This window comes from Paraburkholderia tropica (assembly GCF_900109265.1).
Classification (GTDB): domain Bacteria; phylum Pseudomonadota; class Gammaproteobacteria; order Burkholderiales; family Burkholderiaceae; genus Paraburkholderia; species Paraburkholderia tropica.
Window position 1 is genome coordinate 444,440 of the sequence record NZ_FNZM01000001.1, and the last position, 20,060, is coordinate 464,499.

Annotated in this window: 14 protein-coding genes; 6 read left to right on the forward strand and 8 right to left on the reverse strand. The window is 64.2% G+C overall.

Annotated features, from left to right (window positions below; all coding sequences use genetic code 11):
- The first annotated feature begins 19 nt into the window (after positions 1 to 19).
- The 5 genes from BMY06_RS01960 to BMY06_RS01980 all read left to right on the forward strand — a co-directional run bounded on the left by BMY06_RS01960 (position 20) and on the right by BMY06_RS01980 (position 8,954).
- A complete protein-coding gene (locus BMY06_RS01960) occupies positions 20 to 1,246 on the forward strand; it encodes an efflux RND transporter periplasmic adaptor subunit (RefSeq protein ID WP_065057649.1) in 1,227 nt (408 codons plus the stop codon).
- Positions 1,247 to 1,331: 85 nt separating this feature from the next.
- Positions 1,332 to 4,517, forward strand: a complete 3,186-nt coding sequence (locus BMY06_RS01965) for an efflux RND transporter permease subunit (RefSeq protein WP_074981282.1) — start codon at positions 1,332 to 1,334, stop codon at positions 4,515 to 4,517.
- 15 nt (positions 4,518 to 4,532) lie between these two features.
- Positions 4,533 to 6,125, forward strand: coding sequence for an efflux transporter outer membrane subunit (locus BMY06_RS01970; protein WP_080180855.1), 1,593 nt, complete (start codon positions 4,533 to 4,535; stop codon positions 6,123 to 6,125).
- A 209-nt stretch (positions 6,126 to 6,334) separates the two neighbouring features.
- Entirely contained in the window at positions 6,335 to 7,564 is a 1,230-nt protein-coding gene (locus BMY06_RS01975) for an acyl-CoA dehydrogenase family protein (RefSeq protein WP_074981284.1), read from the forward strand.
- A 64-nt stretch (positions 7,565 to 7,628) separates the two neighbouring features.
- Positions 7,629 to 8,954 carry an Nramp family divalent metal transporter gene (locus BMY06_RS01980; protein ID WP_074981285.1) on the forward strand — a complete coding sequence of 442 codons (1,326 nt, stop codon included), beginning with the start codon at positions 7,629 to 7,631 and terminating at the stop codon, positions 8,952 to 8,954.
- A gap of 124 nt (positions 8,955 to 9,078) precedes the next feature.
- On the opposite strand, the gene flhC is transcribed toward BMY06_RS01980, so the two are convergent.
- The 8 genes from flhC to BMY06_RS02020 form a co-directional block, all read right to left on the reverse strand.
- Positions 9,079 to 9,678 carry a flagellar transcriptional regulator FlhC gene (gene flhC / locus BMY06_RS01985; RefSeq protein WP_065057653.1) on the reverse strand — a complete coding sequence of 200 codons (600 nt, stop codon included), beginning with the start codon at positions 9,676 to 9,678 and terminating at the stop codon, positions 9,079 to 9,081.
- A gap of 11 nt (positions 9,679 to 9,689) precedes the next feature.
- Positions 9,690 to 10,010: a flagellar transcriptional regulator FlhD gene (gene flhD / locus BMY06_RS01990; RefSeq protein WP_065057654.1), complete on the reverse strand. Its 321-nt coding sequence runs from the start codon at positions 10,008 to 10,010 to the stop codon at positions 9,690 to 9,692.
- 648 nt (positions 10,011 to 10,658) lie between these two features.
- Positions 10,659 to 11,936 carry an MFS transporter gene (locus BMY06_RS01995; RefSeq protein ID WP_074981287.1) on the reverse strand — a complete coding sequence of 426 codons (1,278 nt, stop codon included), beginning with the start codon at positions 11,934 to 11,936 and terminating at the stop codon, positions 10,659 to 10,661.
- Between the two features lie 45 nt (positions 11,937 to 11,981).
- The gene (locus BMY06_RS02000; protein ID WP_065057656.1) at positions 11,982 to 12,770 is read right to left on the reverse strand and encodes a peptidylprolyl isomerase; all 789 of its coding nucleotides are present in this window, start codon (positions 12,768 to 12,770) and stop codon (positions 11,982 to 11,984) included.
- 33 nt (positions 12,771 to 12,803) lie between these two features.
- The gene (gene narI / locus BMY06_RS02005; RefSeq protein ID WP_065057657.1) at positions 12,804 to 13,487 is read right to left on the reverse strand and encodes a respiratory nitrate reductase subunit gamma; all 684 of its coding nucleotides are present in this window, start codon (positions 13,485 to 13,487) and stop codon (positions 12,804 to 12,806) included.
- Between the two features lie 125 nt (positions 13,488 to 13,612).
- Positions 13,613 to 14,308, reverse strand: coding sequence for a nitrate reductase molybdenum cofactor assembly chaperone (narJ, locus tag BMY06_RS02010; RefSeq protein ID WP_065057658.1), 696 nt, complete (start codon positions 14,306 to 14,308; stop codon positions 13,613 to 13,615).
- Between the two features lies 1 nt (position 14,309).
- Positions 14,310 to 15,833, reverse strand: a complete 1,524-nt coding sequence (gene narH / locus BMY06_RS02015) for a nitrate reductase subunit beta (protein ID WP_074981288.1) — start codon at positions 15,831 to 15,833, stop codon at positions 14,310 to 14,312.
- Positions 15,830 to 19,612 carry a nitrate reductase subunit alpha gene (locus BMY06_RS02020; RefSeq protein ID WP_074981290.1) on the reverse strand — a complete coding sequence of 1,261 codons (3,783 nt, stop codon included), beginning with the start codon at positions 19,610 to 19,612 and terminating at the stop codon, positions 15,830 to 15,832. Before BMY06_RS02020 ends, narH begins: the two co-directional genes overlap by 4 nt.
- A 257-nt stretch (positions 19,613 to 19,869) precedes the next feature.
- Between BMY06_RS02020 and BMY06_RS39440 the strand changes: the two genes are divergently transcribed.
- Positions 19,870 to 20,022 (forward strand): hypothetical protein, encoded by a 153-nt coding sequence (locus BMY06_RS39440; protein WP_161495605.1) that lies wholly within the window; start codon positions 19,870 to 19,872, stop codon positions 20,020 to 20,022.
- Positions 20,023 to 20,060 lie beyond the last annotated feature (38 nt).

Genomic DNA, 20,060 nt, shown 5'->3' on the forward strand with positions numbered 1-20,060 from the left:
CCCATCTGGAGCCCGCCAAATGTCACTCTTTTCGCAATCCCCATCACGCATCGCGCTAGCGGTCGTGGCCGTGCTCGTCGTCGCGGGGCTCGGCACGCTCGGCGCGATGCGCTTCGATGCGCATCCGGCCGTGGCCGCCGAAGCGCCGCCCGCGCCGGAAGTCGATGTCGCCGCCGTCGCGCAGCGCACGATCACCGACTGGCAGTCTTACTCCGGCCGCCTGGCCGCGGTCGAAAAAGTCGATATCCGTCCGCAGGTATCCGGCACGATCGTTTCGGTGAACTTCCGTGACGGCGCGCTCGTGAAGAAGGGCGACACGCTGTTCGTGATCGATCCGCGTCCGTATCAGGCCGCCGTCGATCAGGCCGCCGCGCAACTCGCCGCCGCGCAGGCGCGCACAGGTTACGCGCAGAGCGACTGGGAGCGCGCGCAACGCCTGATCGGCGACAATGCCATCGCCAAACGCGATTACGACGAGAAGCAGAACGCCGCGCGCGAAGCCAGCGCGAACCTGAAGGCCGCGCAGGCCGCGCTCGAAGCCGCGCAGATCAATCTCGGCTATACGCGCATCGTCGCGCCGGTCGCGGGCCGCGTGTCGCGCGCGGAGATCACGGTCGGCAACGTGGTGAGCGCCGGCGCAAGCGCCGCGCCGCTCACGACGCTGGTGTCCGTGTCGCCGATCTACGCCGAATTCGACGCCGACGAGCAGACCTATCTCGACTACATCAGCCGCATGAAGGATGGCTCGAAGGTGCCGGTCGAACTGGGGCTTGCGAACGAAACCGGCTACTCGCGCTCGGGCACGATCGAGTCCGTCGATAACCGGCTCGATACCTCGTCGGGCACGATTCGCGTGCGTGCGCGTTTCGACAACGCCGATGGCGCGCTCGTGCCGGGCCTCTACGCGCGCATCAAGGTGAGCGGTTCCGCGCCGCATCCGGCGCTGCTCGTGGACGAAGCCGCCATCGGCACCGACCAGGACAAGAAGTACGTCTACGTGGTCGACGGCACGGGCAAGGTCGCCTATCGCACGGTGCAGATCGCCGGGCAGCAGGGCAATCTGCGCGTGATCGTCGATGGCCTGAAGGCGGGCGAGCATGTGGTGGTGAACGGCACGCAGCGCGTGCGTCCGGGCGAGGCGGTGCGCTCGCATATGGTGCCGATGAACGGCGATCCCGACGCCGACGCGGCTGCCGTCGCCACGCAACCGGCCACGAAAGACAGCAAGGACGCAAAGACTTCCTGACGCGCAGCGTCTCGCACACGGCGCGTGTCGCCGTGTGTGTCAGCCTCGCAGTTAGTTAGTGATACGAATGAATTAAGAGCGACCCATGAACATATCGAAATTCTTCATCGACCGGCCGATCTTCGCGGGCGTACTGTCCGTGCTGATCCTGCTGGCCGGGGTGATCGCACTGTTCCAGTTGCCGATCTCCGAATATCCCGAGGTCGTGCCGCCTTCGGTCGTCGTGCACGCGCAGTATCCGGGCGCGAATCCGAAAGTGATCGCCGAAGCCGTGGCCGCGCCGCTCGAAGAGCAGATCAACGGCGTCGAGAACATGCTGTACATGCAGTCGCAAGCCAATAGCGACGGCAATCTCACGCTCACGGTCACGTTCCGTCTCGGCACCGATCCGGACAAGGCCACGCAGCTCGTGCAGAACCGCGTGAATCAGGCGCTGCCGCGTCTGCCCGAAGATGTGCAGCGTCTGGGCATCACGACCATCAAGAGCTCGCCGACGCTCACGATGGTGGTGCACCTGATCTCGCCGAACAATCAGTACGACATGACGTACCTGCGCAACTACGCGCTGCTCAACGTCAAGGATCGCCTCTCGAACATTCAGGGCGTGGGCGAAGTGCAGCTGTGGGGCGCGGGCGATTACGCCATGCGCGTCTGGCTCGATCCGCAGAAAGTGGCGCAGCGCAATCTCACCGCGCAGGACGTGGTCAACGCGATTCGCGAGCAGAACGTGCAGGTGGCGGCCGGCGTGATCGGCGCGTCGCCGAGCGTGCCCGGCACGCCGTTGCAGCTGAACGTGAACGCGCGCGGCCGTCTGCGTACGGAAAGCGAATTCGGCGACATCATCGTCAAGACCAATCCCGACGGCGGCGTGACGTATCTGCGTGACATCGCGCGTATCGAACTCGCGGCGTCGGAATACGGCCTGCGTTCGCTGCTCGACAACAAGCCCGCCGTCGCGCTCGCGATCAACCAGGCGCCGGGTGCGAATTCGCTCGCGATTTCCGAACAGGTGCGCGCGGCGATGAAGGATCTCAAGCAGGACATGCCCGCGGGCGTGGACTACAAGATCGTCTATGACCCGACGCAGTTCGTGCGTTCGAGTATCGAAGCAGTGATTCACACGCTGCTCGAAGCGATCGCGCTGGTCGTGATCGTGGTGATCGTGTTCCTGCAAACGTGGCGCGCGTCGATCATTCCGCTGATCGCCGTGCCGGTGTCGATCGTGGGGACGTTCTCGCTCCTGCTGGCGTTCGGTTTCTCGATCAACGCGCTGTCGCTGTTCGGGATGGTGCTCGCGATCGGCATCGTGGTGGACGATGCGATCGTGGTGGTGGAGAACGTCGAGCGCAACATCGCAAGTGGATTATCCGCGCGCGACGCCACCTATAAAGCGATGCAGGAAGTGAGCGGGCCGATTATCGCCATCGCGCTCACGCTGGTCGCGGTGTTTGTGCCGCTCGCGTTCATGAGCGGTCTCACGGGCCAGTTCTACAAGCAGTTCGCGATGACCATCGCCATTTCGACGGTGATCTCGGCGTTCAACTCGCTCACGCTGTCGCCTGCATTGTCGGCGCTGCTGCTGCGCGGCCACGATGCGAAGGAAGACTGGCTCACGCGCGGCATGAACCGCGTGCTCGGCGGCTTCTTCACGCGCTTCAACAAGGTGTTCCATCGCGGTTCGGAAAGCTATGGCCGCGGCGTGAACGGCGTGCTGCGCCGCAAGGGCGCGATGCTCGTGGTCTATGTGGTGCTGCTCGGCGCGACCGTGCTGATGAGCCGCGTCGTGCCGGGCGGCTTCGTGCCCGCGCAGGACAAGGAGTATCTGATCGCGTTCGCGCAGCTGCCGAACGGCGCATCGCTCGACCGCACGGAAAGTGTGATCCGCGAGATGAGCGCGATCGCGCTCAAGCAGCCTGGCGTGGAAAGCGCGGTGGCGTTCCCGGGTCTCTCGGTGAACGGCTTCACGAACAGTTCGAGCGCGGGCATCGTGTTCGTCACGCTCAAGCCGTTCAAGGAGCGCAAGGGCAAGGCGCTGGCCGCGGGTGCGATCGCGGGTGCGCTGAACCAGCAGTACGCGAGCATCAAGGACTCGTTTATCGCCGTGTTCCCGCCGCCGCCGGTGCTCGGTCTCGGTACGCTCGGCGGCTTCAAGATGCAGCTGGAAGATCACGGCGCGCTCGGTTACGAAGCACTCAATCGCGCGACGCAGGACTTCGTGAAGCGCGCGGCGCAGACGCCCGAACTCGGCCCGACCTTCACGAACTATCAGATCAACGTGCCGCAACTGAACGTCGATCTGGACCGCACGAAGGCGAAGCAGCTCGGCGTGCCGGTGACGGACGTGTTCGACACGATGCAGATCTATCTGGGCTCGCTGTATGTGAACGACTTCAACCGCTTCGGACGCGTGTATCAGGTGCGTGTGCAAGCCGATGCGCCGTTCCGCCAGAAGGCCGACGACATCCTGCAACTGAAGACGCGCAACGCCGCGGGCGACATGGTGCCGCTCTCGTCGCTCGTCACGGTGTCGCCGACGTATGGTCCGGAAATGGTGGTGCGTTACAACGGCTATACCGCCGCCGACATCAACGGCGGACCGGCGCCTGGTTACTCGTCGGGGCAGGCGCAGGCGGCAGCCGAACGAATCGCGGCCGAAGTGCTGCCGCGCGGCGTGAAGTTCGAATGGACCGACCTCACGTATCAGCAGGTGCTGGCCGGCAACGCGGGCATCTGGGTGTTCCCGATCAGCGTGCTGCTCGTGTTCCTCGTGCTGGCCGCGCTCTACGAGAGTTTGACGCTGCCGCTCGCGGTGATCCTGATCGTGCCGATGAGCGTGCTCTGCGCGCTGACCGGCGTGTGGCTCACGCAGGGCGACAACAACATCTTCACGCAGATCGGCTTGATGGTGCTGGTGGGGCTGGCGTCGAAGAACGCGATTCTGATCGTGGAATTCGCCCGCGAACTGGAGCACGACGGACACACGCCGCTGTCGGCGGCGATCGAAGCGAGCCGTCTGCGTCTGCGCCCGATTCTGATGACGTCGATCGCGTTCATCATGGGTGTGGTGCCGCTCGTGCTCTCCAGCGGCGCGGGTTCGGAAATGCGTCACGCGATGGGGATCGCGGTGTTCTTCGGCATGCTGGGCGTGACCGCATTCGGTCTGCTGCTCACGCCGGTGTTCTACGTGGTGCTGCGCACGCTCGCGGGCGGCAAGATTCACGTCGCGCAGAAGGACAATGCGCACGCGCCGAAGCATACGGTGGACGCGTAAAGAAGGATGATCAAGATGACTAACTATGCTTTCTCGCAGGAACACCCGGCGCACGCGGGCGCGTTCTGGCGCCGCACGCGGCTCGCGCTGGGCGTGGCGCTGTTCGCCTGGCTCGCGGCGTGCTCGGTCGAGCCGACCTACAAGGTGCCCGATTCGGGCGTGCCGAACGCCTACAAGGAAGCGCCGCAACAGACGCAAGGCGCGCAATCCGCACAAGCCGCGAATCCGCACGACGTGGGTTCGTGGACGGCGGCCCAGCCCGCCGACGCCATGCATCGCGGGGAATGGTGGAAAGTGTTCGGCGACCCGACGCTCGACCAGCTCGAAGATCAGGCGCTGGCCGCGAATCAGGACCTGAAGGCGGCGGCCGCGCGCGTGCAGCAGGCGCGTGCGCTGACGCAGGCGGCGCGCGCTTCGTGGTTCCCGTCGTTCGACGCGGGCTTCGGTCCGACTTACGAGCGCGCTTCGCCCGCTTCGCAGTATCTGCCGCAGAACACGCCGGTGGCGACGCAAACGCTCTGGCGCGCGCAGGCCACGGCGAGCTACGAAGCCGATCTGTTCGGCCGCGTCAGCTCGAACGTGAACGCGGCGCGCGCGGACGCGCAGCAAAGCGAGGCGCTGTTCCTCTCGGTGCAACTCGCGTTGCAGGCCGACGTCGCGCAGAACTACTTCCAGCTGCGCCAGTTCGATTCGGACGTCGATCTGTATCGGCGCACCGTGACGCTGCGCGCCGACGCGCTCAAGCTCGTCGAGCGCCGCTTCAAGGAAGGCGATATCAGCGAGCTCGACGTGGCGCAGGCGCGCAACGAACTCGCGAGCGCGCGTGCGGATGCGGTCGGCGTGGCGCGTCAGCGCGCGGCGTCCGAGCACAGTCTCGCGATTCTGCTCGGCAAGGCGCCCGCCGATTTCACGTTCCCCGAAACGCCGCTGCAAAGCGTGAACGTGAGCGTGCCGCCGGGCTTGCCGTCGACGCTGCTCGAACGCCGTCCGGATATCGCCGCCGCCGAGCGCGCGATGGCCGCCGCGAACGCGCGCGTCGGGCTCGCGAAGTCGGCGTTCTTTCCGAAGCTCGATATCACGGGCGCGTTCGGCTACGAATCCGCTTCACTTGGCGATCTGTTCATGTGGTCGAGCCGCGCGTTCCTGCTCGGGCCGCTCGCGGGCACGGCGCTCACGGTGCCGCTGTTCGACGGCGGCCGCCGCAAGGCCAATCTCGCCCAGGCGCGCGGCAAGTACGACGAGGACGTCGCGCAGTATCGCCAGCAGGTGCTCGTGGCGTTCCGCGAGGTCGAGGACAATCTCTCTGATCTGCGTCTGCTCGACGACCAGATTCGCCAGCAGGATGAGGCGGTGAACGCCTCCGAGCGCTCGGCGCATCTTTCGCGCACGCAGTACGAGGAAGGCGAGGTCAGCTATCTGAACGTGATCGACAGCGAGCGCACGGTGCTGGTGTCGCAGTTGCAGGCGAGCCATCTGCAGGGCTCGCAGGCGGTCGCGGCCGTCAACCTGATCCGCGCGCTCGGCGGCGGCTGGGGCGACGCGAAGCCGCAGACGCCCGCGCAACCCGACGGCACCGCGCCGCCGCCCGCGCCGCTCGCCGCGCGTTAAGCGACGCGCCAATTGCCGCACCTTCGGTGCAGGCGCTTCGCGGCTGGCCCGTATGCACGTGCATATCGCCAGCCGCGATTTCATTTGCGTAAACGGTTCGTAGACCGTGCCGGCGCCTGCCACTATCATCGTTTGATTGAAGCTGGAGCGGACGCGCGCCGTCCGCCGGTTAGCTCGTTCGCGAGCGTCACTCATTCGGGAACCCAGGCATGAACGATCCACGACCGCCGCGCACGGCGGAGCACGCTACGTCTTTCTCGACCCGGCTCGCGACGCTCGCCGCAACCCTGCGCGAAAGCGCGGCGCGCCGCGACCTCGCGGGCGGTCACGCCGCCGCCGAAAAGCAGTTGATCGCCGATGCCGGTCTGCTCGCGCTCGCGGTGCCGCGCGAGTTTGGCGGCGCGTTCGACGACGCGTTTGACGACGTACCCCGCGCGCAAAACGGCGCGCGCTGGCCTGAAATCTACAGAACGATTCGCACGCTCGCGCGCGCGGACAGCGCACTCGCGCATCTGCTCGGCTTCCAGTTTCTGCAGATCGTGAGCGTCGATCTGTGGGGCAGCGCCGCGCAACGCGCGGACTGGCTGCGCGGCACGGTCGAGCATCGCTGGTGGTGGGGCAACGCGGTCAATCCGCTCGACACGCGGCTCGTCGCGCAGGCGGACGGCGAGGGCGGCTGGCGTCTGCACGGCAAAAAGGGCTTCTGCTCCGGCACTTACGGTTCGCAGATGATGACCGTGAGCGCGCACGATCCGGCGACCGGCCAGCCCGTGTTCGCGGTGGTGCCGACCACGCGCGCGGGCATCACCGTGCACGACGACTGGGACCCGATCGGCCAGCGTCAGACCGACAGCGGCACGGTGTCGTTCGACGCGGTCGAAGTGCGCGCGCATGAAGTGCTCAAGCGTCCCGACACGCCGCGCGCCTCGCTGCGCACGCTGGTCTCGCAACTCGTGCTGACGAACCTGTTCGTCGGCATCGCGGAAGGCGCGCTCGAAGAGGCGCGCGAGTACGTGCTGGCGAACGGCCGTCCGTGGGTGAATTCGGGCGTGCAGCGTGCCGCCGACGATCCCTATCTCCAGCAGCGTTTCGGCGAGATGCGCATTCAGGCGCTCTCGGCGTCGCTGCTCGCGGACCGCGCGGCGTCGCTGCTCGACGCCGCCTGGGCGCAAGGCGACGCGCTCGGCGCGGACACGCGCGCCGAAGTCTCGCTCGCGGTTTCCGAAGCGAAGATCGTTGCGCATCGCGCCGCGCTCGCTGCGGGCGAGCAACTGTTCGACGCCTGCGGCGCGCGCGCCACGGCCGCCGCGCTCGCATTCGATCGCTTCTGGCGCAACGCGCGCGTGCATACGCTGCACGATCCGCTCGACTATCGCGTACGCGATGTTGGCCGCCACGCGCTCACGCGCGAATTGCCGGAGCCGACGCTGTACACTTGAGGGACCGATCGCGTGCCCCTCGTTTTGCGGGCCGCGAAAAAATCCACCCTCGAGGATCGCACCGTTGGAGTTCAAATTACCCACAACGGCGACGGCGCCGTTTTGCCCATCGGAAGTGCAGGGCAGCGTGGCGGTATCGCCGGCTGCGCCGTTCTGGAAAAAGTTTCTCCAGTTCGCGGGCCCAGGCCTGCTGATCTCGATCGGTTACATGGATCCGGGCAACTGGGCCACCGACATCGAGGCCGGTTCGCGCTACGGTTACAACCTGCTGTTCGTGGTCGTGCTGTCGAGCATCGCCGCAATGGCGCTGCAATGTCTCGCGATGCGGCTCGGCATCGTCACGGGCCGCGATCTCGCCGAACTCTCGCGCACGCGCTATTCGAAACCGGTCGCGATCGGCCAGTGGGTGCTCGCCGAACTCTCGATCATCGCCTGCGATCTCGCCGAAGTGCTCGGCGGCGCGCTCGCGTTCCATCTGCTGCTCGGCTGCTCGCTGATGTGGGGCGTGGTGCTCACCGCGTTCGACACGGTCATCGTGCTCGGCCTGAAGGGCAAGAACTTCCGCACGCTCGAAGCGATCATGGCGGGGCTGATCGCCACCATCGGCATCGGTTACGTGATCGAACTCGCGCTCGTGAAGCCGCACTGGCCGTCGGTGTTCGCGGGCGCGGTGCCGTCGTGGCACGCGATCGCCAGCCAGGAGCCGCTCTATCTCGCGATCGGCATTCTGGGCGCGACCGTGATGCCGCATAACCTTTACCTGCATTCGTCGATCGTGCAGACGCGCGCCGTGAAGCGCGACGAAGCGAGCATCGGTCAGGCGATCGGTCTGTCGCGGCTCGACACCATCGTCTCGCTGGTGCTCGCGCTGCTGATCAACGCGGCCATTCTGATTCTCGCGGCCGCGGCGTTTCACGCGACGGGCCACAACCAGGTCACCGAAATCGAGGACGCCTACAAGCTGCTCGCGCCTATCGTCGGCAGCGGCGCGGCGGCCGTGCTGTTCGCGATCACGCTGCTGGCGTCGGGGCAAAGCTCGACCTTCACCGGCACCGTGGCGGGCCAGGTGATCATGGAAGGCTTTTTGCGGATGAAGATTCCGTGCTACCAGCGGCGGCTCATCACGCGCGTGCTCGCGCTGATTCCGGCGTTCGCGGGCGTGTGGCTGCTGGGCAACGGCGCGGTGGGCAAACTGCTGGTCGCAAGCCAGGTGGTGCTGAGCCTGCAGTTGCCGTTCGCGCTCTGGCCGCTCATCCGCATGACGAACGATCGTTCACTGATGGGCGTGTTCGTGAACCGGCTGCCCACGCGCATGATCGCGTGGCTGCTGTTTGCCATCATCACGGCGGCGAACCTGTGGCTGGTCTGGCAGACCTTCGTGGGGAATTAAGGGAACTGAGGGGATTTGAGGCGAAGCAATGCGCTTCGCCGTCCGGCGCCGCGTGGGGCACCGGACGGTTTCGCGTCTAGTCGTGCTGCTGCGTCCGGTTGACCGGATCTTGGCTCTCCTACGCTTATGCAGCCTCGGCAATGCCATCCGGCGTTTCCACCGGAAGGTCGCTCTCGGTCTGCTCTGCGCCCCGTCGCGCTGCAGCCGCCTTCTTCGTCTTGCCAGCGCGCGAAGGCGGCTGGCATGCGCCACACACGACGTTGTGCTGCAAGTCGTGGCGGTGCGCGACGAACTTACCGCCACAACGGCAGCAAGGCGTCATCTGCAGAATATCGGCATCGAAAAAACGCACCAGAGTCCACGCACGCGTGAGGTCGAGCACCGGCTCGGTCTCGCTGTGGCGGCAGTGTTCCAGATACAGCCGGAACCCTTTGGTGAGCGCGTCGAGATGCGAACAACGCGCTTCGTTCTTGAGGAACAGGTACGTGTTGTAGAACAGCGAAGCATGAATGTTCGCCAGCCACGTCATGTACCAGTCCGCCGAGAACGGCAACATACCCTTGGGCGGCGATACGCCGCGGATCTCACGATACAGGCGAATCATGCGGTCCCGCGAGAGCGACAGCTCGCTCTCCAGAACCTGCATGCGCGCGCCCAGTTCGATCAGCGCGATCGCGCGAAACACTTCCTGGGCATCTTCGGTGAGGCTGCGGCGGTTCGTCATGTCCGTTCCCCTCAGGCGAATTGCCCGGCGGGCTGTCCCGCAAGCAGGATAGCCGCATGAGTCGCCGCTACGTTGGCATGCCGCGAAGTCTGCGTCAGAGCGGACAACATGGCATGGTCATCGAAGCGGAAAAGGCAAAGAAGCTGGTCGGAAGCAGCCAGCTTGACGATCTGTGCCAAAGACAGATTGGAAAGCAGATCGGCCAGTTCCGACGACAGACCCAGTCGGAACATCCCGACCGGTTTGTCCTCGCGCAGCATGCGCTGTGCGAGCATCAGATACGACAAATTAATTTCGCGGATAGATTCCAGCGTCTCGCTGCTACGGTCCATTTCTCTCTTTTCCGAAGCCCCGATTAAACCCCCCGGCATTTGCTGCCGTTGTAACTTTTCTGGTCGTCGTCGGCCCGCTCTTTGTCGGCCCTGACTCTTTGATACAACGTGTTACAACTCGTAACACGTTGAAGCGAATTGTATGAGGACTAATCTCAGAAATCAATCCCTGTTCAAAAAAATAATTCGGCTGTTACAAATATTTTCGGTAAGTCTTTCTGGTGTCCGAAACAACGGCCTCCAGGAACCCCGAGCGCACGCGAAGCAGTCTGAAATCTCTCGTAAACCCAAGTGGTATAAGGGATTCCTCGAAGGCACCGCTGCATGCGCAACGAATCGTAAATCGCGGACGGACGCTTGTCATCCGAATAAACGGTTTGAAAGGATTTGCGTTGACAGGTAAGAAATGCGCAGTCAGCGATTAATACGTATGAGGATAAATCTGTAACAAGTGTTTCGACCCTGTGTAACGAGGCTTGTCAAGATGTGACAAGCCGCAGGCATGCGCGTCGCGTTGACGCGCTTTGTAACAGTGCTGGTTTACACGAATATGTAAATCGCATGGAAATGCGGAATTGAACGCATGGCGGCGCATGCGTGCCGGCGCGCAACGGACGATCTGGCGCCGGCTATGGATGCCGTGCCGATTCAGACGGCACGGTCGCCGAGAATCGGGGTGCGCTTGACCTCGGAAACATAGAGCAGGATCAGCGAGACCCAGACGACGCCGTAAAGCAGCATGAAGCAGCTCGAGCGGATCTTGAGCAGGTCGAGCAGCGCGCCGAACAGGATCGGCAGCAGAAAGCCGCCCAGCCCGCCCGCCAGTCCGACGATGCCGGTCACGACGCCCATGTTGGACGGAAAATCGTCGGCGACATATTTGAAGGTGGACGCCATGCCGAACGCGAACACCGCGCCGAGCACGAAGGTGAGCGCCACGAAACCCGCGAGCGGCATGCTGATATGGAGCGTGGCGGTGCCGTCGATGGTGTGGATCACGAAGTCGGTGGCCGGGTACGAGAGGATGAAGAGACAGATCCACGCGACCCACAAGCCCCACCAGGTGACGTTGTGCGCGCCGAGTTTGTCGGCAAGCAGGCCGCCGACCGCGCGCAGCACCGAGCCCGGCAGCGAGAAACCCGCCGCGAACGCCGACGCCATCACGAGCGACATGCCGTATTCGGCCTTCAGATACTGCGGAATCCACAGCGAGAGCGCGGTGAAGCCGCCGAACGTGATCGAGTAGTACTGGCACAGGCGCCAGACGCGCGGATCGGCGAGCACCTTGAACGAGTCGAGCAGCGAGCCGTTCGACTTGCCCGCGCCCGGATCGCGCGCCGAGGCGAACCAGAAGATCGCGGCGGTCACGAGCAGCGCGACGGCGTAGATGCGCGGCACGAAGCGCCATCCGTACAGCGACTGCAAGGTGGGCGTGACGAACAGGTTGACGGCCGCGCCCGCCGTGCCCGCGCCGAAGAAGCCCATCGCGAAGCCGCGTTTCTGGGGCGGGAAGAAGCGCGCGACATACGGCGTGCCGACCGCGAACGACGCGCCCACGCAGCCGAGAAAGAGGCCGATGAACAGAAACTGCCAGAGCTGGCTCGCATAACTGACGATATAGACCGGCACCGCGCAGACCACGAGCAGGATCGTCATGACGATGCGCCCGCCGTAGCGGTCGGTCCACGCGCCCAGCGGCAGACGCATGATCGCGCCGGTCAGCACGGGCGTGGACGTGAGCAGGCCGAACTCGGTGCTGTTGAGCTTGAGCTCTTCGCGCAGCGGCACGCCGAGCACGCCGAACATCATCCACACGACGAAGCAGACCAGAAAGGCGAGCGTGCTCGCGAACAGAACGGACCATGCCTGCCCGCTCACGCGTGGGGGAGTGGCGGCGGTCGGGGGCGGTTCGGTGCGCAGATTCATGATGTTTTTCCTGGTCGCGCGTGGTGCGGGTGGGGCATGGGCGGGTTACTGCACGAGCGGACTCGTCGCCGCCTCGACGGCGGCGTGTTCGAGCGTCGCCGCCGATGCGAGGATCGAGACGTATTGCTGAATCGCCTTGTGACGCACGCGTTCGGTGAGAAAGCGTGCGATGTCGTCGGCGGCGGTTTCGAATGCGACCGGCTCGCCGGGCACGCGCCGGTCGATACGCACGAGGTGGAAGCCGAAGCGCGTGCGCACGAGGCGCGGCAGCAAACCGAGTTCGGGACTGTTGAACAGCGCCTGCTCGAATTCGGGCACGGTGTCGCCGCGCGTGAGCTGGCCGAGGCTGCCGCCCACGGCACCCGACGGGCAGTTCGACAGTTCGCCCGCGCGCGCCTCGAACGCGTGCGGTTCGCGCAGCAACGCGTTGAGCGCGTCTTCGGCCTGATGGCGCAGCAGCGCGAGCGGCACGCGCTCCGTCACGGCGAACAGAATATGGCTCGCGTAGACGATCTCGTTGCGCACGAACTGCGCGGCGTGCTGCGCGTAATAGCGGCGGCAATCGTCGGGCGTCGGCTCGGGCACGCGCAGTTCGCGTGCGAGCAGCGTGTCGAGTGTGGTGTCGTCGAGGGCGGCGTCGGCGTCGATCAGCGCGAGTTCGACGGCGCGCTGGCGCAGCAGTTCGCGCACGACCAGCGCGCGGCGCGCCGCCAGCGGCGGGTCCGGGTCGTCGGCGTGATGGCGGCTTTCCTCTTCGATCGCCGCGGCGGCGATTTCCACGTGATTCACGCGCGCGGCCTGCGCGTGGTCGAGCGTGTGCGGATCGGCGTTCATGGTCTCGCCTCCTGGCGTTCGCGGGGTATCGGCTCAGCGCTTGCGCACGAGTTGATACGGACGCAGCAGATAGGCCACCGAGGCCAGCCCGCTCCAGATATGCACCATCCGCGTGAACGGCGAGACGAGGAAGATCGTGAAGCCGAGCGCGATATGCATCTGATAGACGAGCGGCACGCCGTCGAGCAGCGCCGCGAGATTGCCCTGGAACGTCACCACGCCTTTCACGTAATCGGTGAGCTGTTCGAACATCGCGCCGTCCATGTGATGTGCGGACAGCACGACGGTCATGAGCCCGAGCGCGAGCTGCACCCACAGCATCAGCACGATGACGATGTCCCACACCTTGCTGTTGCGGCGAATGCGCGTGTCGCCCAGACGCCGCGCGATCAGCAGCGTGAGCCCGACGATGGCGAATGCGCCCGCGATGCCGCCCGCGACCATCGCAAGCAACTGGTGCATCGACGCGGAGATGAACGGCGCGACGAGCCAGTGCGGCGCGAGAAAGCCCGCGAAATGACCGGCCACCACGACGAGAATGCCCCAGTGAAACAGGTTGCTTCCAAGCCGCAGCGTGCCGCGTCGCAGGAGTTGCGACGAGTCGCTTTTCCACGTGTATTGCTCGCGGTCGAAGCGCACCAGCGAGCCGAACAGCAGGACCGCGAGGCAGATGTACGGGTAGATGCCGAACAGGAACTGATGGAAATATTGGCCCATGACTGATCCTTTCCAGGTGAGACGTGTCGTGCGGTTGAGTGCTGTCTCTTGTGCCGCTTTCTTGCGCCGCTCATTTGCGCCGCTTTCTTGCGCCGCTCATTTGCGCCGCTTTCTTGCGGCGTGCCTCAACGCGGCGGCCGCCGTGCGTGGAACTGCACCGGCGCGACGCCCGGCTGCGTGTTGCCCATGAAGCGCACCGGCTCCTCGCTCCAGGCGGCGTCGAGCGCGCTCAAGCCTTCGCGGTCGTGCGGCGCGTTGGCGTCGTCGTCGTGGGCTTCGTCGGGCTGTGCCGCGCCGTTGTCGCCCCCGAGCGCGAGCACCGCGCCGGTCACATACGCGTAGTGGCTGTTGCGGCGGCTCAGTTCCGCGGTGATCGATTGCAGAATGGCCGTGGTTTCGCCGAGCAGCGAGCGCGCCTCGTTCGCTTCGAGCAGCGATAGATATTCGAGGAACACCGGCAGATAATCGGGCAACTGCTCGGGACCGAGCAGCAGGCCGTGGCGCTCGTAGGTCTGCTTCAGATCGATCATCGCCTGGCCGCGATCGCGCGATTCGCCATGCACGTGCTCGAACAGATGCAGCGAGGTCGCGCGCCCGCGATCGAATAGCGCCACGTAGTTTTCCTGTAGCGCAAGCAGATCGCGCGAGCCGAGATAATCGAAGAAGCGCAGCAGACGCTCGCGCGTTTCGCCGCGCAGCGCGCGCTCGCCTTGCAGATACGCGCGCGCTTCGCCGACGGAGTGAATCAGCGTGTCGTCGGGATACTCGAGACACGCGGCGAGCAGCCTGAATGTGAGGCCGTTGGGGCGGGGCGCGAACATCTCAGATCTCCTGAATCGGAATGTTGCGATGGCCGCTTTTCGGCGCGAAGAGGCTCGCGTCGCTGCGTCCATCGGAACAGCCGTTGCCGAACGTGAAGCCGCACGACGAGTGCAGATCGAAGGCGTTTTCCGCGTATTCGCGGTGCGTCGTCGGAATCACGAAACGGTCCTCGTAATTCGCAATCGCCAGATAGCGATACATCTCTTCGACCTGATACAGCGAAAGCCCGGCTTGCGTGAGCACCTGCGTGGCGTCGACGCGATCGACGTGACGCGCGCGCATGAACGCGCGCATAGCGAGCAGACGTTCGAGCGCGACCTGCACGGGCTGTTCGTCGCCAGCCGTGAGCAGATTCGCCAGATAACGCAGCGGAATGCGCAGCGAATGCACGTCGGGCAGCCAGCCGTTCATGCCCAGATCGCCGCTATTGGCGGCGGCGTTGATCGGCGAAAGCGGCGGCACGTACCAGACCATCGGCAGCGTGCGGAACTCGGGATGCAGCGGAAACGCAATGCGCCAGTCGATCGCCATCTTGTAGACCGGTGAGCGTTGCGCGCCCTCGATCCACGCGGCGGGCACGCCGTCGCGCTCGGCTTGCGCGATCACTTGCGGATCGAACGGATCGAGAAACACATCGAGCTGCGCCTGATACAGATCTTTTTCGTTTGCGACGCTGGCGGCTTCCTGAATGCGGTCCGCGTCATAGAGCATCACGCCGAGATAGCGGATGCGGCCCACGCAGGTTTCCGAGCACACGGTGGGCTGGCCCGCTTCGATGCGCGGATAGCAGAAGATGCACTTCTCCGCCTTGCCGCTCTTCCAGTTGTAGTAAATCTTCTTGTACGGGCAGCCCGATACGCACATGCGCCAGCCACGGCACTTGTCCTGATCGATCAGCACGATGCCGTCTTCCTCGCGCTTGTAGATCGAGCCCGAAGGACACGCCGCCACGCACGCCGGATTCAGGCAGTGCTCGCACAGGCGCGGCAAATACATCATGAAAGTATTTTCGAACTGGCCGTAAATCTCTTTCTGCACGTTCTCGAAGTTGTAATCCTTCGCGCGCTTTTCGAATTCGCCGCCGAGAATTTCTTCCCAGTTCGGCCCCCATTCGATTTTCTCCATGCGCTCGCCGCTCACCAGCGAACGCGGGCGCGCGACCGGCGTCGCCTTCGTATTGCCGGCTTCCTGCAAATGCGCGTAATCGAAGGTGAACGGCTCGTAGTAATCGTCGATTTCGGGCAGGTGCGGATTGGCGAAAATCTGCGCGAGCAAACGCCACTTGTTGCCCAGACGCGGCTCGATCTTGCCGTCGGCTTTACGCACCCAGCCGCCGCGCCAACGCTCCTGATTTTCCCAATCCTTCGGATAGCCGATGCCCGGCTTCGTTTCGACATTGTTGAACCACGCGTATTCCATGCCTTCGCGGCTCGTCCAGACGTTCTTGCAGGTGACCGAACACGTATGGCAGCCGATGCATTTATCGAGGTTCAGCACCATGGCGATCTGCGCGCGCACCTTCATGACGTTTCTCCTTCGCGAACGACGGGCGGCAATGCGCCCACGGGCGTTTCTTCGCCATCGAGCCAATCGACGTTCTTCATTTTGCGGACGATGAGAAACTCGTCGCGATTGGAGCCGACCGTGCCGTAGTAATTGAAGCCGTAAGCGAGTTGCGCGTAGCCGCCGATCATGTGCGTGGGCTTGAGCGAAATGCGCGTGACCGAGTTGTGAATACCGCCGCGCGTGCCGGTGATTTCCGAGCCCGGCGTATTCACGATCTTTTCCTGCGCGTGATACATCATCACCATGCCGCGCGGAATGCGTTGACTCACCACGGCGCGCGCGCACAAGGCGCCGTTCGAGTTGTAGCACTCGATCCAGTCGTTATCGACCACGCCGATCTGCTGCGCGTCCTGCTCGGAAATCCACACGATCGGGCCGCCGCGCGAGAGCGTGAGCATCAGCAGATTGTCGGTGTACGTGCTGTGAATGCCCCACTTCTGGTGCGGCGTGATGAAGTTCAGCGCGATCTCGGGATTGCCGTTCGAGCGCGAGCCCACCATGTTTTCGTAGCTGCCCGTGTCGATGGGCGGCTTGTAGACGCAAAGCGCTTCGCCGAAGGCGCGCATCCACTCGTGGTCCTGATAAAGCTGCTGCCGGCCGCTGAGCGTGCGCCAGGGAATCAGCTCGTGCACGTTCGTATAACCGGCGTTATACGACACATGTTCCGATTCGATGCCGCTCCATGTCGGCGACGAAATGATCTTGCGCGGCTGCGCCTGAATATCGCGAAAGCGGATCTTTTCGTCGGCGCGCGCTTCGGACAAATGCGCGTGCTGAATACCGGTGATCTTGCTGAGCGCGTCCCACGCTTTCACCGAGACTTCGCCGTTGGTTTCGGGCGCGAGCGAGAGAATGGTTTCGGCGGCGTCGATCGCGGATTCGATGCGCGGGCGGCCGGCGGCGTCGCCGAATGCGGGCTCGTTCGCGTAGCGATAGTTGAGATCGCCGAGCGCCTTCACTTCGTCCTGCGTGTTCCAGCTGATGCCCTTGCCGCCGTTGCCGAGCGTGTCCATGAGCGGGCCGAGCGACGTGAAACGGTGATACGTCTCGGGATAATTGCGCTCGACCACGGCCACGGTCGGCATGGTCTTGCCGGGTATCGGCTCGCATTCGCCGCGCTTCCAGTCGGCCACGCCGAACGGCTGCGCGAGTTCGCCGGGCGCGTCGTGCGCGATCGGCGAAAGCACCACGTCGCGCTCCACGCCCAGATGCCCGACGCTCAGTTCGGAGAAGCGCTTCGCGATGCTCTTGAAGATTTCCCAGTCGTTTTTCGCCTGCCACGAAGGATCGACGGCGGCCGAGAGCGGATGAATGAACGGATGCATGTCCGACGTGTTCATGTCGTCCTTCTCGTACCACGTGGCCGTGGGCAGCACGATGTCCGAGTACATGCAGGTCGTGGACATGCGGAAGTCGAGCGTGCAGAGCAGATCGAGCTTGCCGCGCGGCGCTTCGTCGTGCCAGACGATTTCCTCGGGATGCGGCGCGCCTTGCTTCGACATTTCCTCGCCCTGCACGCCGTTGGTCGTGCCGAGCAGATGCTTGAGGAAATACTCGTGGCCCTTGCCCGACGAGCCGAGCAGATTCGAGCGCCATACGAACAGGTTGCGCGGGAACGCATCCGGATCGTCGGGATCTTCGCAGGCGAGCTTGAGACTGCCGTCCTTGAGGCTCGCGGCAACGCGTGCGCCCGCTTGCGCGCCGTCGCCGATCGAGCGCCCGAGTTCGAGCGGATTACTTTTCAGTTGCGGCGCCGACGGCAGCCAGCCCATGCGTTCCGCGCGCACGTTGTAGTCGATGGGCGCGCCGTGATACGTCGATTTGTCCGCGAGCGGCGAAAGCAGGTCGGTCGGATTCATCGGGTCGTAGCGCCACTGGTCGGTGTGCGCGTAGAAGAACGAAGTGGCGTTCATCTGGCGTGGCGGACGGCTCCAGTCGAGTGCGAACGCGAGCGCGGTCCAGCCGGTTTGCGGACGCAGCTTTTCCTGGCCCACGTAGTGCGACCAGCCGCCGCCCGATTTGCCCACGCAACCGCACATCACCAGCATGTTGATGATCGCGCGGTACGCCATGTCCATATGGAACCAGTGATTGATGCCCGCGCCGATGATGACCATCGACTTGCCCTCGGTCTTGTCGGCATTCTCGGCGAACTGGCGCGCGACGTTGATCACGTCGGCGCGCTTCACGCCCGTGATCGCTTCCTGCCACGCGGGCGTGTAGGGCACGTCGTCGTCGTAGCTCTGCGCGACGTCCTTGCCGCCGAGGCCCTGATCGAGCCCGTAGTTCGCGATGAACAGATCGTAGACGGTGGCGACGATCCGCTCGCCTTCGCGCGTGGCCACGCGGCGCACGCCGACGCGGCGCGAGAGGATCGACTGGTGCTCCGTATGCGCGAAGTGCGCGTGCGCGACGTTGCCGAAGTAGGGGAAGGCGACGTCCACCACGTCGTCGTGTCCGGCGACGAGCGAGAGCGCGGGCGTGAGCGGTTCGCCTTCGGCGTTTTCCTCGCGCAAATTCCATTTGCCCAGATCGCCGCCGACCTGCTGGCCCCAGCGGAAGCCCGCCGATCCGGCCGGCACGGCGAATTCGCCATTCGCGGCGTCGATCACCACGGTCTTCCAGTCGGGATTGTTGGACTGGCCGAGCGCGTCGGCGAAGTCGGAGGCGCGCAGATAGCGGTCGGGCACGTACTGGCCGTCGCGCTCGACGAGCGTGACGAGACACGACATGTCGGTGAAGCGGCGGCAGTAATCGGAGAAATACGCGCTTTTGCCCGCGAGGTGATATTCCTTGAGGATCACGTGGCCCATCGCGAGCGCGAGCGCCGCGTCGGTGCCCTGCTTCGGATGCAGCCAGATGTCGCCGAACTTCGCGCCTTCCGCGTAATCGGGAAAGATCGACACGATCTTCGCGCCGCGATAACGCGCCTCCACCATGAAGTGCGCGTCGGGCGTGCGCGTTTGCGGCACGTTCGAGCCCCACATCATGATGAAGGTGGAGTTGTACCAGTCTGCCGATTCGGGCACGTCGGTCTGCTCGCCCCAGGTTTGCGGCGAGGCGGGCGGCAGATCGCAATACCAGTCGTAGAACGACAGACACACGCCGCCGATCAGCGAAAGGTAGCGCGAGCCGGCCGCGTACGAGACCATCGACATGGCCGGAATGGGCGAGAAGCCGATCACGCGGTCGGGGCCGTGGCGCTTGACCGTATGCACGTTCGCGGCGGCCACGATCTCGGTGACTTCGCTCCAGTCGGCGCGCACGAAACCGCCGAGGCCGCGCCGCGATTGATAGCTCTTGCGCGCGGTGTCGTCGTCGACGATGGCGGCCCACGCTTCCACGGGGCCGAGCGTGCGGCGTTTCTCGCGCCACAGCTTGACGAGCGCGCTGCGCACGAGCGGGTACTTCAGACGGTTCGCGCTGTAGAGATACCAGGAATACGACGCGCCGCGCGAGCAGCCGCGCGGTTCGTGATTGGGCATGTCGGGGCGCGTGCGCGGGTAGTCGGTCTGCTGCGTTTCCCACGCGACGATGCCGCCTTTCACGTAGATCTTCCACGAGCACGAGCCGGTGCAGTTCACGCCGTGCGTGGAGCGCACGATCTTGTCGTGCGCCCAGCGCGTGCGGTAGGCGTCCTCCCATTTCCGGTCTTCGTCTGTGACGGCGCCGTGGCCGTCTGCGAATGACGGTCTTGCGGTGGTGAAATAACGCAGACGATCCAGAAAATGGCTCATGACACCTCCAGACAACCCTGTGGGGACAGGCTTATTCGAGAATATGAAACTTAACAAGTAGATCTAATACATCAAATGTTAATAGACACTTGTAGCCATATGCACGCGTTGCGAATGCAACGCGATTTGAATCAAAAGAAGTGTGTGATGGCATTGTGCACGATGCGATATTTGTGCGTGTGCAATTTGTGCCAATGAGGTTATGTATCATTTCGATATATTTTAAAAGGAATAACGAATTGAATTGAAAGTGTTGAATGCTTTGGCCGAAAGGAAAGGCGGTGGATGGCCGTCAAAACCGTGTTTACAAGTTGATTCGTCGTGCGGCGCGTATGAAAGGCGATGTTAATGAAGTCCCGAACGACGTGCGGCGCAGCGTCACGCGCTATTTACATCGGCGTGAAAAATGAATTAACGAAGCGCGGGGAAAGCGCGGGGATGCGTAAAG